At 42.8% G+C, this 16,280-nt stretch carries 12 protein-coding genes and 1 riboswitch; of the genes, 3 read left to right on the top strand and 9 right to left on the bottom strand.

What is annotated here, in order from left to right:
* Window positions 1-156 precede the first annotated feature (156 nt).
* Both B3E92_RS10270 and B3E92_RS10265 read left to right on the top strand, forming a co-directional pair.
* A complete protein-coding gene (locus B3E92_RS10270) occupies window positions 157-1,065 on the top strand; it encodes a hypothetical protein (RefSeq protein ID WP_286896602.1) in 909 nt (302 codons plus the stop codon).
* A complete protein-coding gene (locus B3E92_RS10265; RefSeq protein ID WP_115049267.1) occupies window positions 1,059-4,481 on the top strand; it encodes a sulfatase-like hydrolase/transferase in 3,423 nt (1,140 codons plus the stop codon). Before B3E92_RS10270 ends, B3E92_RS10265 begins: the two co-directional genes overlap by 7 nt.
* On the opposite strand, the gene B3E92_RS10260 is transcribed toward B3E92_RS10265, so the two are convergent.
* From B3E92_RS10260 to thiS, 8 genes are all read right to left on the bottom strand, one after another.
* A complete protein-coding gene (locus B3E92_RS10260) occupies window positions 4,478-5,719 on the bottom strand; it encodes a YaiO family outer membrane beta-barrel protein (RefSeq protein WP_083296141.1) in 1,242 nt (413 codons plus the stop codon). The two genes, B3E92_RS10265 and B3E92_RS10260, sit on opposite strands and share 4 nt — an antisense overlap.
* 146 nt (window positions 5,720-5,865) lie before the next feature.
* Window positions 5,866-6,573 (bottom strand): HesA/MoeB/ThiF family protein, encoded by a 708-nt coding sequence (locus B3E92_RS10255; RefSeq protein ID WP_046672955.1) that lies wholly within the window; start codon window positions 6,571-6,573, stop codon window positions 5,866-5,868.
* A gap of 4 nt (window positions 6,574-6,577) precedes the next feature.
* A complete protein-coding gene (thiH, locus tag B3E92_RS10250) occupies window positions 6,578-7,702 on the bottom strand; it encodes a 2-iminoacetate synthase ThiH (protein WP_115049264.1) in 1,125 nt (374 codons plus the stop codon).
* 9 nt (window positions 7,703-7,711) lie between these two features.
* Window positions 7,712-8,482, bottom strand: coding sequence for a thiazole synthase (locus B3E92_RS10245; RefSeq protein ID WP_286896598.1), 771 nt, complete (start codon window positions 8,480-8,482; stop codon window positions 7,712-7,714).
* Complete coding sequence (thiE, locus tag B3E92_RS10240) at window positions 8,479-9,111, bottom strand: thiamine phosphate synthase (protein ID WP_286896597.1); 633 nt, start codon at window positions 9,109-9,111, stop codon at window positions 8,479-8,481. The genes B3E92_RS10245 and thiE overlap by 4 nt, the downstream gene beginning before the upstream one ends.
* On the bottom strand, window positions 9,057-9,674 hold the full coding sequence (locus B3E92_RS10235; protein ID WP_286896595.1) for a thiamine phosphate synthase: 618 nt from the start codon (window positions 9,672-9,674) through the stop codon (window positions 9,057-9,059). Before B3E92_RS10235 ends, thiE begins: the two co-directional genes overlap by 55 nt.
* Window positions 9,671-11,485 carry a phosphomethylpyrimidine synthase ThiC gene (gene thiC, locus B3E92_RS10230; RefSeq protein WP_286896591.1) on the bottom strand — a complete coding sequence of 605 codons (1,815 nt, stop codon included), beginning with the start codon at window positions 11,483-11,485 and terminating at the stop codon, window positions 9,671-9,673. The genes B3E92_RS10235 and thiC overlap by 4 nt, the downstream gene beginning before the upstream one ends.
* Window positions 11,486-11,531: 46 nt before the next feature.
* Window positions 11,532-11,738: a sulfur carrier protein ThiS gene (gene thiS / locus B3E92_RS10225; RefSeq protein ID WP_112376243.1), complete on the bottom strand. Its 207-nt coding sequence runs from the start codon at window positions 11,736-11,738 to the stop codon at window positions 11,532-11,534.
* A 60-nt stretch (window positions 11,739-11,798) separates the two neighbouring features.
* Window positions 11,799-11,894, bottom strand: a riboswitch (TPP riboswitch).
* Between the two features lie 159 nt (window positions 11,895-12,053).
* Here thiS and B3E92_RS10220 point away from each other — a divergent pair.
* On the top strand, window positions 12,054-14,696 hold the full coding sequence (locus B3E92_RS10220; RefSeq protein ID WP_286896588.1) for an alpha-L-rhamnosidase: 2,643 nt from the start codon (window positions 12,054-12,056) through the stop codon (window positions 14,694-14,696).
* A 66-nt stretch (window positions 14,697-14,762) separates the two neighbouring features.
* Here the strand turns inward: B3E92_RS10220 and B3E92_RS10215 are convergent, their stop codons facing one another.
* Window positions 14,763-16,175, bottom strand: coding sequence for a PLP-dependent aminotransferase family protein (locus tag B3E92_RS10215; protein WP_112376245.1), 1,413 nt, complete (start codon window positions 16,173-16,175; stop codon window positions 14,763-14,765).
* Window positions 16,176-16,280 lie beyond the last annotated feature (105 nt).

The following is a 16,280-nucleotide window of genomic DNA, read 5'->3' as shown; positions in this document are numbered from 1 at the left end:
CACCACCATATCGAGCTACATAAGCTTATTCTGGCGATTGTTATCGTATTGATTTTAGTACTATTATTGATTATCACAGTACTGGGATACAGCTTTTATAGCTATAGAATCCTTCATAATAGGCAATCTTGGCGACAGATCATCGAGTACAAAATTATGGAAACTATAGTAGGTGGCGATGAGAATGGCGATCGAGACCTGGAGTTTGCGAAATACCTGAAGGAACCTTCTTTTCGGGCTCTTTTTTTGGATGTATTAGTTGACTCGGATCGAAAATTTTCTGGTGGAGCGAAACAATCGATCAATAGGTTGTTTCATGATTTTAAATTGGAGGATGAGGCTTGGCGAAAGCTTCGGCATAGAAAAGCTTATCTGGTTGCGGGTGGGGTTCAAGAGCTTGCCGCGATGAATGTTGAACCGGCAATCCCTGAGATAACAGCCAAGCTTAATGATCCCCGTACTGCGGTATATCAAGAAGCACAATATGCGATCGTAAGTTTTAAGGGATATGAGGGACTTGGTTTTTTGGACCATTTCGATCGTCCCTTATCTGACTGGCAACAATTGCGTTTATTGTTTTCTATTCATGAAATACCCGAGCTTTCGGAGTTACATGTGGATACCTGGCTTAAGAGTTCAAATGATTCTGTCGTCGTATTTACATTGCGTTTGATCCGAAAATTTAGATTGATGACTTTTTATACCGAAGTTTTTAGCCTATTGGATCATCCATCTACGAAGGTTCGTGTACAAGCCATACGAACGTTGCAGGCTATTGAGAACAGTGGGACAATTCAGCAATTTATGCAAAATTTTGATCTGCAACCAATAGAAGTTCAGATCGAAATCCTTAAAGCAATGAAGATTGCCAAAAGTAGAGAAAGTGAGTATTTTCTAAAGGATCAACTGTGGAATCATAACCAAGTGTCGATTAAAATTTCTGCCGCAGAAGTACTCGTTGTACTGGGCGAAGAACAGTATTTGCGCGAGATTTCACAACGTGAAGATACATACGACGAACTTACACAAATTATTAAACACGCTTTGCAAGAGAAAAAATGTTAGAGTTTTCCCATATCGTATACGAAATTATAGTTTGGTTATTTTTGCTTTATTCGGCAGCAGTATTCATTATCTATACTTGGATAGGGCTATACGCTTATGGAGCGGTGTTTCGTTACAAACACAATAATACATTTACGGATTATAGTATTATTGCCACCAACCCCAACGCGCCAACATTCAGTCTGATTGCGCCAGCATACAACGAAGGGATGACCATCGTTGAAAACGTACGTTCATTATTGTCGCTGTATTATCATAATCTGGAAATTATTATCGTTAATGATGGTAGTAAAGACGACTCAATTTTGAAATTGATAGCTTCTTATGAACTTGAACCAACGTCCTTTTTTGTTCAGGGAACTATTGAGACCAAGGATATAAGGGGGATCTATAAGAGCAAAAATCCAGCTTTTAAGAAGCTGATTGTTGTTGACAAGGAAAACGGCGGTAAGGCTGATGCGCTCAATGTCGGCGTTAATATTTCTTCGGGAGATTATATCGTCTGTATTGATGTGGACTGCATTTTGGAACAGGATGCTATTCTAAAATTAGCAAAGCCATTTTTGGAGCAGACCGACAAACGCGTTATAGCCTGTGGCGGAGTTATACGTTTGGCTAATAACTGTAATGTCGTGAACGGTTCGGTGGTCGACGTTAATCTACCAAAATCATGGTTGGGACGTACGCAGGCTTTGGAGTATATCCGCGCTTTTATTTTAGGCCGTATGGCTTGGTCCAGGGCTTCTGGATTAATTCTTATTTCCGGGGCATTTGGCGCTTTTGACCGGGAGATTGTATTAGCGTGCGGGGGCTATGACCGAAATACGGTGGGAGAAGACATGGAACTCGTTGTTCGTATGCGCCGCTATATGGAGGAGCAAAAGCAAGCCTACGAGGTGGTCAACATTCCTGATCCATTGTGCTGGACGGAAGTACCCGAGTCAAAAGAAGTACTGCGTAAGCAGCGCAATCGTTGGATGCGGGGCACGATGGAAACCTTATGGAAACATCGAAAACTCATGTTCAATCCCAAATATGGCCGTTTTGGTATGCTCAGTATGCCTTATTGGTTTTTCTTTGAATTCTTGGGACCCATTGTCGAATTTACGGGCTATATTGTTTTTCTAATCTTTTTTATTCTAGGAATAATCAATTGGCCATTTTTCGTTGCACTATTTGCACTGGTGATTGCTTCCGGAATTTTGTATTCGATCTATGCCATCTTGGTTGATCTTGTTAGCCATCAGGTCTATTCGAAGAAACGAGATCTTTCCACCCTGATAACTACCGCGATACTAGAACCTTTATACTTTCATCCCATTGTTGTTAAAGCTGGGGTACAGGGGGTTGTTGATTACTTTCGTAAGCAGCATGGCTGGGGAGAAATGACACGGCAAGGCTTTCAACAAAAAGATGCCAATGAGTCGGTTTGGAAATACCTTGGTCAGCGATTAACTCTGTCGTTACAGAGCTTAGGACCTGTTATGTTGGTTGTCTTTGCCTTGTATATGTTATCTGTTGGTGTCGAGTGGTGGTGGTACGGTCGTCGATTTTCTCAGCTTTCGGAGTCACATGCCGGGAAATACCTGTTTTTGGATAACATCTTGTTTATCTTTCAATCCTTGGCCTGTTTGGGAATCGGCTATTTATTGCTTCAGTTCATCAGCAGTTTTTGGGCAAGACTTCTTATGGTCATATCGTTCTCGTTTATTGTCGTTATGCAATTCATCTTGTTTTTGTATTTTGGCGAATCGAGAAATTTGCTTGGGGCTGATATGTTCTATTATAGTTCGGAAGAGATGAAGCAAATTTTGGAGGCCAGTGGTATGTTGAGTTTTACCAATATTGCTTTACTTTTATTATTGATCGTAATTTCTTGGGTTCCCCTTTGGGTAGCTAATAAACAGACATTCAAAAAGGCTTATGCGAGTATTGCACTGTTATCTTTGGGGATCATATCGTTTTTTGTCTCCTCGGCTTCGCTTTTGGGGGGGAGCTCCGAAAAAGATGAATTCGTCGCCAATGCAAGCCGGAGTAAGTGGCGTTATTTTTTCGATTCCAATTTCACTAATTACGTGGATGAGCACCCTGGGATGCTCGCTATGTTCAATAAAGACGACGATGATGCAAAAGTGGTAGATACTAAATTTCCCTTTTTGAAAAAAGAGGATACTAAAGATTTCCTAGGGGCATACATGCAGAAAACGGCGAAAGTACCCAATTTGGTCATTCTTGTTATCGAGGGTTTAGGACATGCCTATAGTGCTGAAAATGGCTATATTGGCAACTTTACACCTTTTATAGGTACATTGAAGCAACAGTCTTTGTATTGGGATAATAATATGAGTTCCTCGGGTCGGACATTTTCCGTTTTGCCGACCATAACAGGTTCGTTGCCTTTTGCAACACATGGATTCCTGGAACAAGACACCTTGCCTGACAACTTTAATCTATTTAATATTCTGAAGAGTAATGGATTCAATACTGGGTTTTTCTATGGCGGTCATTCTAATTTTGATTTCATGAAAAAGTTCATGGATTATAATAAAATAGATATGCTCATGGACCAAGCCGCATTCGGACCTCCTTATAAAAAATTACCCGAAAAGGGTGGGGAGAGCTGGGGATATGAAGATCAAGCTGTCTTTAGCAAACTTCTTGAAGTACAGAAGGTACAGGAACACCCTTATTTCCATGTTCTTTTGACACTATCAACCCATAATCCGTTTTTGATTAATAATGCGGCTCATTATGAGCAACTATTTGATCAACGTATCGCAACATTGAACCTTACACCCGAACAAAAAAAGTGGGCTTTGGAAAACCGTACCCAGCTTGTTTCGGTGCTGAATCTAGATGATGCGATGGAGCAGTTCTTTAATGAATATAAAAAGAGACCAGATTTTGCAAATACTATTTTTGTCATAACTGGGGACCACGCGATGCCTGAGATACCCTTGCAAAGCAAAATCGATCGTTATCATGTTCCACTGTTGATTTATTCACCACTTTTGAAAGGGCCAAAGACTTTTCATAATTTTGTTAGCCATTTTGATGTCGCGCCTTCCATATTGGCCTACTATCGCGAGAATTTTGGTATGAAAACTCCTACACAAGTTACCTGGATCGGTCAGGGCCTTGACAAGGGCACTTCAGCTCAGGGAGATGGCATTGCCATGATGCAGAGTAAAAATCAATTGATTGATTTTGTAAAAGGCAGTTACCATCTTTCCGATGGACAACTGTATAAACTGGATGGAATACTCAATGAAGATGCCACCGCGGATAATGCGAAAGAAGAATTGTCCAAGCGCTTTGAATTATTTAAGCGCAAGAACAAACTCTTTTATACCCAGAAGCGACTTCTTCCAGACAGTGTGTATACAAATTACTTTAATAGAACAAAGAAGAACTAGAATTTTCGAATATAACCAAGGATGATGTCCAATTGATTTCCTTTCTCTTTTGGCCTGAATTCTTGGTTATAATAGGTGCCCGAAATTGAAAATAGGTTACTTTGTTTCACCGAGAAGTTATACTCGGCACCTACTTTGAATGTCTTTAATTTATAGGAAGCGTTGTCCAATAGATTATTTCGGTTTTCTTCGGGGCTCAGACCCGTTCCGGCACTAAATCCGAAGTAATCGTTTGCTCCTTTTGTATAATAGCGGACTGTTCCGGTATAGGATTGGGAAATATTCTTTTCGCCCGGTGTAAGATAAGTCCTCAGATTGAACCAAAAGTTTTGGTAATATTTTCCGACTGAAGCCGTGTACATCCAGATGTTGTCACTAAAATAAAGCTGACGATATCCGATCTCTCCCTCAAAGCTGTTCGGAAGATTGGCATAGAGAGACACGCCAGTTCTATATTTCGCAAAAATCCCCACATTATTGGAGTATCCAGCACCCACGTAGAGGTAAAATATCTTTGAAAGACGAGGATAAGCCTCCATCTCGAATTGTACGCCATTTTCTGCAAATTTATTTGCATAGTTGGTCCTGAAAATAACTGATCCTATGGGGGTTGCCCGCTTATAACTTAAGCCGACAATGTGCCAATTATGATCAAACTGTTTGTCAAAATAGACGAAGTTGTAGGTCAGACCGATTGCGTTTTTAGCCGTATATTCTTCAATACTTTTTGCCAGTGCTCGAGCTTCTGTGTTTTTAGGATTAATTGCCAATAAACTATGAATTGCCTTTTCGGCAGCTTCATAATGATCGTTGCCATAACTAATTTTACCTTTTAACAGAAGTAGATCCTGCGACTGCGGATGTAGGCTAAGCCCTTTGTCTGTAATTGCAATAGCTTTGTCAGTCTGATCATTCCAATATTCCAATGAGGCATATGCTAAAAAGAAATCTTCATCACTTGTATTCTTTTTGTCCAGTTCTGTGAAGATGGTTCTTGCCGAATCAATTTTGTCCGACCAGGTATAAAGCCGTCCGAGAAAGATACTGATATCCGAGTAATCCGGTGCTTGAAGTAGCGCCTGTTTGGATAATTGAATGGCTTGCGGATAATCTTTTGAATCAAAGGCTACCTTTCGCGCTTTTACAAAGAGATCATCAGCAGTGAGTTTCGTCTCTTGCGCAATTGAAAATAAGGGTAATAAAGAGAGGGAGAGTAATGGATAAATTACTTTTTTCATTCTAGATCGTAAAGTTGACATTTAAGCTTGCTAATATATAAACTAAAATTAGCAAATTTTGTTTGTCTGCTTTTGTTTTAAAATAAATTTTTGAGCTCTTTTAAAGCGTTCTATCTCTTTTTGCGGAACGCCTTCCGAAATAATCCTTAGAAGGAGAGTTTCGAAAAACGCCAATGGAATGTGTCAACAACCGTTAACTGGTTGCTGTCTACGGGTAATCCGGTTATTATTTTAAGCACCTGCATGGCCATCATACTGCCGATAATACCGGGTAAAGGACCCAGCACCCCATTTTTATCGCAATTTGGAACCTGTTCCGGATCGGGGGGCGTTGGAAAGATATCCAATAGGTTTTTACTACCCTGATAGTTAAAGACAGCCAGCTGTCCTTCAAAACCATAGATGCTACCGTACACCAAAGGTTTATCGAGTTGTAGGCACGTATGATTAAGCAGGTAGCGTGTTGTAAAGTTATCACAGCAATCGACAATGATATGATAGGGAGCGAGCAATGCTAGCGCGTTGTCTGCATCTATTTTTACCTGAAAGGGCTCAAAATCAATTGTACTATTGTGTTGCCGTATATAGGCTGTGGCACTTTCTGTTTTTGCCTGGTGTATATTATCTTCGGAATGAATGATCTGTCTATTTAGATTGTGGATTTCAACCCTGTCAAAATCAACCAGGCCAAGTTTGCCTATACCAGCTGCGGCTAAATATTGAACGACAGGGCTCCCGAGTCCCCCTGCACCGACGACCAATACCTTGGCATCCATAATCTTCCGTTGTCCGGCAACGCCGATCTCTTCAATAAAAATCTGTCTGCTATAGCGATCAAAAATGTTATTTTTCATGTATTTAACGTACTATACCGGCATAATTGCTCTCCCAGTCTTTCATCACTGGAGAATAGCCCATCTTTCTGATTTGATTTTTTATTGTTTCCATATCTCTTTCATCACTTACTTCAAATTGTTCCAAAGCTTGCGGATCAACAACATAGCCTCCCGGATTGGTCTTTGAAGCGGCACTCATGGTCGTTACGCCAATAGGTATGATATGATCCCTGAAGGTTTCGTTCTCTCGGGTGGAAATGGAGATTTCTAAATTTTCATTCCACAGGCGGTATGCACAGATCAACTGCAGTAGATCGCGGTCTGCCAAATGAAAATTTGGCTCAACAGAACCTGCGGCTGGTCGCAGGCGTGGAAAGGAAATCGAATAGCGTGTTTGCCAATATTGTTTTTGTAAATAGGCGATGTGTGCCGCGGTGAAAAAGCTGTCCACCCGCCAGTCCTCCAGCCCAAGTAATACGCCCAATCCGATTTTATGGATTCCCGCCCGGCCTATACGGTCAGGCGTATCCAAACGATAGTCAAAATTGGACTTTTTTCCTTTCGGATGATATAGTTTGTAAACTTCGCGATGGTAGGTTTCCTGATAGACTAATATTGCATAGACTCCGGCTGCCTGCAGTAATCGGTACTCGGATTCTTCCAATGGCTGTACTTCAATGGATATCTGTGAAAAATGAGGTTTTAAAAGCCGAATAGCATTTAGGAAATAAGTGATCTCGACAGTTTTGTTGGCTTCTCCGCTGACCAGTAAGATATGATTGATTCCCATGGCTTTAAGTGCCATTGCTTCCAGTAATAGTTCGGTGTTGCTCAGTGTTTTGCGTTTGATTTTATTGTCCATGCTAAAACCGCAATATGTACAGATGTTTTGGCACTCATTGCTCAGGTAAAGCGGGGCATAGAGCTGTATGGTTTTACCGAAACGACGTTGCGTGATTTGTTGGGTTTTTTGTGCCATTTGCTCCAGATATGGTGCTGCAGCCGGTGAGATGAGCGCTCTAAAGTCAGAGAGCGTTAAATGGTCTTTTTCTAACGCATGTTGTACGTCCTGATCAGTAGCGTCATAAATCTGTGCATGGACCTTATCCCAGGAGTATTCATCGCGTATCATTTTGAAATCTGTCATAGTGAATTATCAATCAAATAAAAATGAAGTTAGGGGGCTCGAAGCGATTGCGTGGGAGCCTATCTTTCCCAATCCGGCCTCATAAGCTTTCCGTCCAGCGATAACGGCCTCTCTGAAAGCTTCGGCCATACGTATCGGATTATTAGAGACTGCAATTGCCGTATTGACAAGCACCGCATCAGCTCCGATTTCCATGGCTTTAGCGGCATCGGAAGGCGCTCCGATTCCAGCGTCTACGACCACTGGGACATTACTTTCCTCAATAATAATTTCGAGAAAGTCCAAGGTACGCAGCCCTTTATTGCTTCCAATAGGGGCACCTAAAGGCATAACGACAGCTGTGCCTGCATTTTCTAAACGTTTACAAAGTACCGGGTCTGCGTGAATATAGGGCATGACGACGAAACCCAATTTAGCAAGTGATTCGGTTGCGCGTAAGGTTTCAATAGGATCGGGCAGCAGATAACGTGGGTCGGGATGAATTTCCAATTTCACCCAGTTTGTTTCCAGTGCTTCGCGAGCAAGTTGAGCCGCAAGTACTGCTTCTTCAGCTGTTCGTGCTCCCGAAGTATTGGGAAGCAAATGGATTGCCGCCAGATCGAGCGCGCTGATGAGGCTGTCGTCTGAGCCGGTCTGGTCGATTCGTTTGAGGGCGACGGTGACCAATTGGGAAGCCGAAGCCACAATGGCATCGCTCATTTCCGTGAGATTACCGAATTTGCCCGTACCGAGAAATAATCTGGATTCAAATACGCGATCGGCTATATGTAGGGTGCTCATAGTAAAATTTTATTGATGGATGAAACAATGTTTGGAGTCTTGGTTACGATTCCCGAGAGTGCTACACCGTAGACGCCAATTTCTAATAGATGTTGGATATCTTCAAGTTGGCTTATACCGCCAATTGCGAATATTGGAATAGGGGGTAGGCCTTCTCGGCGGACTTGTTGGATGATGTTTTCATATCCTGCAATCCCCAGTAGGGGACTTAGTTTTTGTTTTGTCGTGGTATAGTTGAATGGCCCGAGCCCGATATAGTCACAATGTTCACTTATTCTTTGCTTTACATTGGCAAAGCTATTGGCTGTACCGCCGATTATTTTTCCTGCACCCAATAGGTGCCGGGCAGCTGCTACACTGCAGTCGTCCAGTCCCAAGTGCACCCCATCAGCGTCTACAGCTGCTGCAAGCGAAGGATGGTCATTGATGATACAGCTGGCACCAAATTCGGAACAAGCCTGCCTGATCTCTTCGGCGAGCGTATAAAGATCTTTTTCCTCGGCTTCCTTCCATCGGATCTGTATCCATTTGGCCCCAGCATCCAGCGCTTTCAGCATGTTGTTTTTTTGTTCCCTTAAAGTTTTACCTTGTGAGATATATTGGAGTCTTTCCATAGTTTTTGTTTGCATGCAATAAAATTTTGAATAGGATCCCGATGTTTCCATAAAGTGCCATATAAGGCAATTCCATCTGCACCTTGCTGCATCGGAATAAGACAGTTGTCTTGGTTTATCCCTCCAAGACCGATGAGACGAACAGCAAAGTTGGCGCGTGACGGGAGTTGACCTAGTCTTGCATTATGCGTTCCATACCCCACTTTTGAGATGCTCGGAAATAATGGACTGAAAAAAGCATAGGCCCAACGTTCATCAAGGCTATTGAATTGATCAATATCATGCACAGATGTTGAACAGATTGTTGTAGGCCCCAGTTGATTTGCAGATTCATGCAGTCTACTTTTATCGTTCAGGTGGATTCGTGCAATCCCAAGCTCAGCCGATAGATGCGCATGTGAGTGTAGAACCAATCTGTCGCGGTATATAGGAGCTATAGTTTCTATATATCGCGACATTTGTAAGTCTGTAAAATGATACTTACGCAAATGCAGAATATCAAGACCTTCTTTAAACAACCCTGTTATAATCGCCTGTTCAGAACGGATTGTTTCTGCTGCTGTCAATGCAATAATCATGAATAGATCTCTTTTCCTTGTGCGATGAATTCCTGTGATTTTTCCAGCATCCCCTGGGCGGCACTATCCCTGATTTCCTGCGTTATTTTCATCGAGCAAAATTTGGGACCGCACATAGAGCAGAAGTGCGCAACTTTAGCCGCATCTGCCGGCAATGTTTCGTCATGATATTCCCGTGCGGTATCTGGATCAAGGGAAAGGTTGAATTGATCTTCCCATCTGAATTCGAATCTGGCTTTACTCAAGGCGTTATCACGATATTGTGCACCAGGGTGTCCTTTGGCTAAATCGGCCGCATGGGCAGCTAGTTTATAGGTGATTACACCATCTTTGACATCTTTTTTATTTGGTAGACCCAGGTGTTCTTTGGGGGTAACATAGCAAAGCATTGCACAGCCATACCAACCGATCATAGCCGCTCCAATGGCGGATGTGATATGGTCATAGCCTGGAGCAATATCTGTTGTTAATGGACCTAAGGTATAAAATGGCGCTTCGTCACAACAGGCCAATTGCTTGTCCATATTCTCTTTGATCAATTGCATAGGAACATGTCCTGGCCCTTCGATCATCACCTGAACATCATGTTTCCAGGCGATTTTGGTGAGTTCGCCCAGGGTTTCGAGCTCCGCAAATTGAGCTGCATCGTTTGCATCTGCAATAGCTCCGGGGCGTAGACCATCGCCAAGTGAAAAAGCCACATCATATTGTTTCATAATTTCGCATATTTCCTCAAAATGGGTATAGAGAAAATTTTCTTTGTGATGAAAAAGACACCATTTGGCCATGATAGAGCCGCCTCTGGAGACAATTCCAGTAACTCGGGATGCCGTGAGATGGATATAACGAAGCAATACGCCGGCGTGTATGGTAAAGTACGAAACACCCTGTTCGGCCTGTTCAATCAAGGTATCTTTGAATATTTCCCAGGTAAGATCCTCGGCCACCCCCTTTACTTTTTCGAGCGCCTGATAGATCGGTACTGTACCGATTGGGACTGGCGAATTACGGATAATCCATTCGCGGGTTTCGTGAATATTTTTGCCAGTGGATAGATCCATGATGGTATCAGCCCCCCAACGACAGGCCCATACCGCTTTCTCAACTTCTTCCTCTATGCTTGAACTTACGGCACTATTGCCAATATTGGCATTGATTTTAACAAGAAAGTTGCGTCCGATAATCATGGGTTCACTTTCAGGGTGATTAATATTATTGGGTATGATCGCTCTTCCGGCGGCGATTTCTTCACGGACAAATTCTGGTGTAATAGCTTTATCATGTGTTCTCGCACCAAAGTTTTGCCCCCGATGCTGACGATCCATTCCAGGGGTACTAGCTTCCAACTGCTCAATACGTTGGTTTTCCCGGATAGCAACATACTCCATTTCCGGGGTAATGATGCCTTGCTTTGCATAATGTAATTGGGTGACATTCTTGCCGGCGGAGGCTACTTTCGGTTTGTGGCTATAGGCAAATCGGAGTTCGTCCAACGTTGGATCAGAAAGTCGTTTTTGTCCATATTCAGAGCTGATGCCAGCCAACTGTATGACATCCTGACGATCCAAGATCCACTGCTCGCGAAGGCGAGGGAGTCCTTTGCGGATATCGATATGGATGGTGTCATCTGTATAAGGCCCAGAAGTATCATAGATTGTTACCGGCGGATTAATTTCGATCTGTCCATTCGTTAATTTGGTTGGGCTCAAGGAGATTTGACGCATAGCGACTTGAATAGGAAATAGTTTTCCGGCTACAAAAATTTTCTTTGCATTTGGAAAGGGGGATTGCGTAATTGTTTCAGCTGTCATTTTTTCTGTATTGTGGTGAATTACTCGGTTGATTTTTTTTGAAAGGCTAGCCGCCTTGAGATGCAGTGATTAAGATAATCTGATCATAAGGTTTAAGTGTTGTCGTACCCCAGTCCTTTTTGGGGATGACTTGGTTGTTGATGGCTACAGCCACGCCCTGGGTTTTGCCAGATAATTCCAAAAGTAACAAGCCTTCTAGTGAAGTAAGTGCGGGATCGAAAAATCGAATTTGATGGTTTATTGTAAGTTCCATTCCTTAATTTTTTTTGGTAAAACTTTAGGAATGGCTACACAAAGGCGCAGCAATGCACCTTGTAGACAGCTCACTTTTCCCTACGCCAGTATGATCCGGATCAGGTTCTAAGGGTAAAATCTCAGCCTGCATGAGCAGACACCCCTAAAGTTGCGACTAATATAAGGTTATTTTTATGAAAGTTGCAAGAATTTATTTTGCTGCCTGAGGTATATCGTGCAGGAAAGTACAGGTCACCATGTGGAAAATATTTGATATATTAGATTTTTAAATCAGCTAAAACAATTTAACAACCACCAAGAATAGTATCTTTTCATGCGTAGGATTTTATTGACAATACTGTTGTGTATAACGAACAGCACTTATGCCCAACCTAAAAGCAACTGCATCGCGGTACAGTTGACATGCGAACATCTGGTCAATCCATTGGGTATCGATGCAACCCAGCCGAGACTTAGCTGGCGACTTGAGGACCAACGTAATGGTGCGGTACAACAGGCTTATCAGATCCTTTTAGGGCAAGATTCGCTGACACTACTGAAGGAGACGAAAAATAGCTGGGATAGTGGCAAACAGCTCAGCTCGTCCATGTTAGTGCCCTATAACGGCGCACAGTTAAAGCCACAGACCACGTATTTCTGGAAGGTTAAAGTATGGGATAAGGATGGTATATCAACGAGCTCTAAAATAGCATCGTTCGAAACTGGAATGATGGGAATGGACCTTTGGAAGGGAAAATGGATTAGCGACAATAAGGATATTCATGCGCGAGAAACGCCTTATTTTAGAACAGAATTTAAGATAAATAAGCCGATAAAGTCTGCACGCGCGTATATTGCCACAGCAGGGCTATATGAACTTTCCATGAATGGTCAACGCGTAGGAGACCATCGCCTGGATCCAATGTATACTCGATTCGACCGGCGTACATTATATGTCGTGACGGACGTAACCCAGCAGCTCCAACAAGGACAGAACGCTATTGGCGTTGTTTTGGGGAATGGCTGGTATAATCACCAACCACTGGCGGTTTGGAACTTTGATAAAGCACCGTGGCGGGCCCGACCAACATTCTGTTTAGAGCTGAAAATCGTCTATACAGATGGTACAGTAGAAACTATTGTTTCAGATAAGCAGTGGAAAACAGCTTCGGGACCAATTACTTATAATAATATTTACACTGGTGAGCATTATGATGCAAGACTGGAAATACCCAACTGGGACAAACCTAAATATGATGATTCAACTTGGCAGGCTGTTCAGTATAGAAATGCGCCATCTGCACATATCGTTTCCCAACAGATGGTACCGATTCGGCTCGTGAAGTCCTATAAGCCCAAATCAGTGACAAAGATAGACCAACGTACTTATGTTTTCGATATGGGTCAGAATATGGCTGGGATTACAAAAGTTAAAGTCAAAGGAGCTGCAGGGACTATGCTACGTATCAAGCACGGTGAACGATTGTCGGCAGATGGGCGTCTTGACCTGTCCAATATTGATGTTTATTATCGGGGCGATAAGGAAAAGGAGCCCTTTCAAACGGACATTCTGACCTTAAGCGGTCGTAATGATGAGTTTATGGCAAAGTTCGGTTACAAAGGATTTCGTTACGTCGAAATTAGTAGTAGTGCGGCAATTGCATTGGATAGTTCGGCTGTGACCGCTTATTTTATGCATAGTGATGTGCCCGCTATTGGACAGCTCAAGACGTCATCAGCGTTGGTCAACAAACTATGGGAAGCGACCAACAATGCCTACTTGTCCAATTTGATGGGCTATCCGACAGACTGTCCGCAGCGCGAAAAGAACGGTTGGACAGGGGATGGGCACCTTGCGATTGAAACAGCTTTGTACAATTTTGACGGGATAACAGTTTATGAAAAATGGATGGCGGATCATCGTGATGAGCAACAGGAGAACGGTGTCTTACCCGATATTATTCCAACTGGGGGATGGGGTTATGGTACAGCGAATGGTTTGGATTGGACAAGTACCATTGCCATCATTCCCTGGCAGATCTATCAGTTTTATGGAGACCCACGTGCATTAGAAGAATGCTATCTTAATATCAAACGCTATGTGGATTATGTCGACGGAATCAGCCCATCTGGGTTGACAACTTTTGGGCGTGGAGACTGGGTGCCAGTGAAGTCACAGTCGAATCTGGAGTTGACCTCCTCGGTTTATTTTTATGTGGATGCGACCATCTTGGCTGCTACGGCTAAATTGTTTGGATACACAGCAGATCAACAAAAATATGAACTGCTGAGCAGAAAAATTAAGACGGCCATCAACGCTAAATTTTTAGATGCTTCCAAGGGTATTTATAGCAATGGAACACAGACTGAACTGAGTGTTCCACTCTATTGGGGTGTGGTACCTGACGAAATGAAAGCCCGGGTTGCAGCCAGCCTGAATAAGAAAGTGGAAGAGACCAACTTTCATTTAGATGTAGGGGTATTGGGTGCAAAAGCATTATTGAATGCGTTAAAAGATAACGGTTATGCAACGACAGCCTATAAGGTTGCGGTACAAGATACTTATCCGTCTTGGGGATGGTGGATTGTAAATGGCGCAACAACATTGTTGGAGAACTGGGATTTAAAAGCAACCCGTGATATTTCAGACAACCACATGATGTTTGGCGAAATCGGTGGTTGGTTTTTTAAATCTATCGGCGGGATTCTGCCAGATCCTAAACAACCTGGATTTAAACATGTGCTCTTAAAACCCATCTTTCCCCAGGAACTGAAAGAATCTTCTATTTCTTATGATTCACCCTACGGTAAAATTGTTTCCGAATGGAAGTTAAAGGATAAAAAGATTGTTTATGATATCCAAATACCCGCAAATGCCACGGCGACATTTTATCCGCCGGATAATGTTAGCATTAGCAGTAGGGATGTCGTCCAATTGGACGCTGGTAAACATAGGCTGGAGCTGGAACTCAAGTAATCATAGGCTCCGATCTGTTGTTTTATTGCCCCGACCGTTGGTATTATGCTCTTATCATGTTATGTATTAGAGTGCTTTTGTAAGTTTACCGAGCTGTTTTAATTTTAAAGCGAGTTCATTGCTCCAGGGTAAACCAATACAGAGACGCATGCAATGGTGAAATTGATCCTGTAAGGTGAAAATCCGCCCCGGTGAAATGCTGATCTGTAGTTTAAGCGCATAGTTATATAGCTTGCCTGTATCGATGTGTTTTGGAAACTCGACCCATAGGGCAAGTCCACCCTGTGGACGGCTAATTTTAGTGCCTTCCGGAAAATGGGCCGAAATGATGGCAGCGTAGCGCTGGTAGTTTTCCGTTAATGATCTACGAAGTTTACGCAGGTGGTTTTCATACTTTCCGGTTAATAGAAAATTTCCAACCGCCTCATTGATGATCGCCGTAGATGACAGGGAATGGATCAGTTTTAGTTTGATAATCTGTTCTTTGTATTTTCCAGGAGCAACCCATCCGACACGGAAGCCTGGAGCCAACGTCTTTGAAACGGATCCACACCAGAGGACATTGCCATCCCGGTCAAAAGATTTGCAACATTTGGGGCGTTGCGTGCCAAAATGGAGGTCGCTGTAGGTGTCATCTTCGATTAGCGGAATTTGGTGTTTTGACAGCAATGCCACAATTTCCCGCTTATGCTCATCCGGCATGCAATAACCCAAAGGGGTGTTAAAATTGGGGACCAGTAAACAGACTTTAATTTGGGGCAACAGATTTTTGAGGGCTTCAATGTCTATTCCTATGATGGGGTCCGTAGCTATTTCCAGCACCTTAAGCCCTAGACTGACGGCAAGTTGGAGGATACCCGGATAGCAGGGGCTTTCCAGAGCCAGTGTATCTCCAGGTTTGGTTAAGGCCATCAGACACAAAACTAAAGCATTCATACAGCCGTTGGTGGTAACGACATCATCTTCATTTAGATTTCCACCCCAGGCCAATGAACGTACGGCCACCATACGACGTAATTTTATATTGCCTTGCAAGGGTTCATATGCTGTGCCACCATCGCTGAGCTCCCGTGTAGCGAGGACGATTTCTTTTTTTAATTTTGCGGTAGGTAGGAGACTTCCGGAAGGAACACCGATTGAAAATAAGGTTAAGTCGCGACGTCCCATGGTTGAATACACCTTATTCATCAATTGATCCGGTTCTCTGTTGTTGGCGATTGGAATAGGTTGACTGGCTGCCGCCAACGGAAGTTGCAAATAGTTTGGAGGACTAACGAAGTAGCCGGATTGGGGCTTGGACTGTATAAGAGAACGTTCTTCCAACGCTAGAAATGCCCTTTTTGCGGTATTTATACTGATACCGTGTTCAGCGCTTAGCTTCCTCACCGAAGGTAGTTTTTCGCCAGCTTTTAAGACGCCTGATTTAATCTTATTGGCAATATTGTCTGCTATTTCATTATACAAATAATCTTTTTTCATCAAATTAGGATTAGTGTTCGTCTTTAAAGGTAACTGTGTCCATTGAATTATCAAAAACTGTGACTGTGCTTAATTCTTGTAATGGACGAACTTTGTGTAAAAGAT

Source organism: Sphingobacterium sp. UBA6317 (assembly GCF_002440385.1).
GTDB lineage: Bacteria > Bacteroidota > Bacteroidia > Sphingobacteriales > Sphingobacteriaceae > Sphingobacterium > Sphingobacterium multivorum.
The sequence above is the reverse complement of the archived record's forward strand: the minus strand, read 5'-3'. Positions and strand labels throughout refer to the sequence as shown.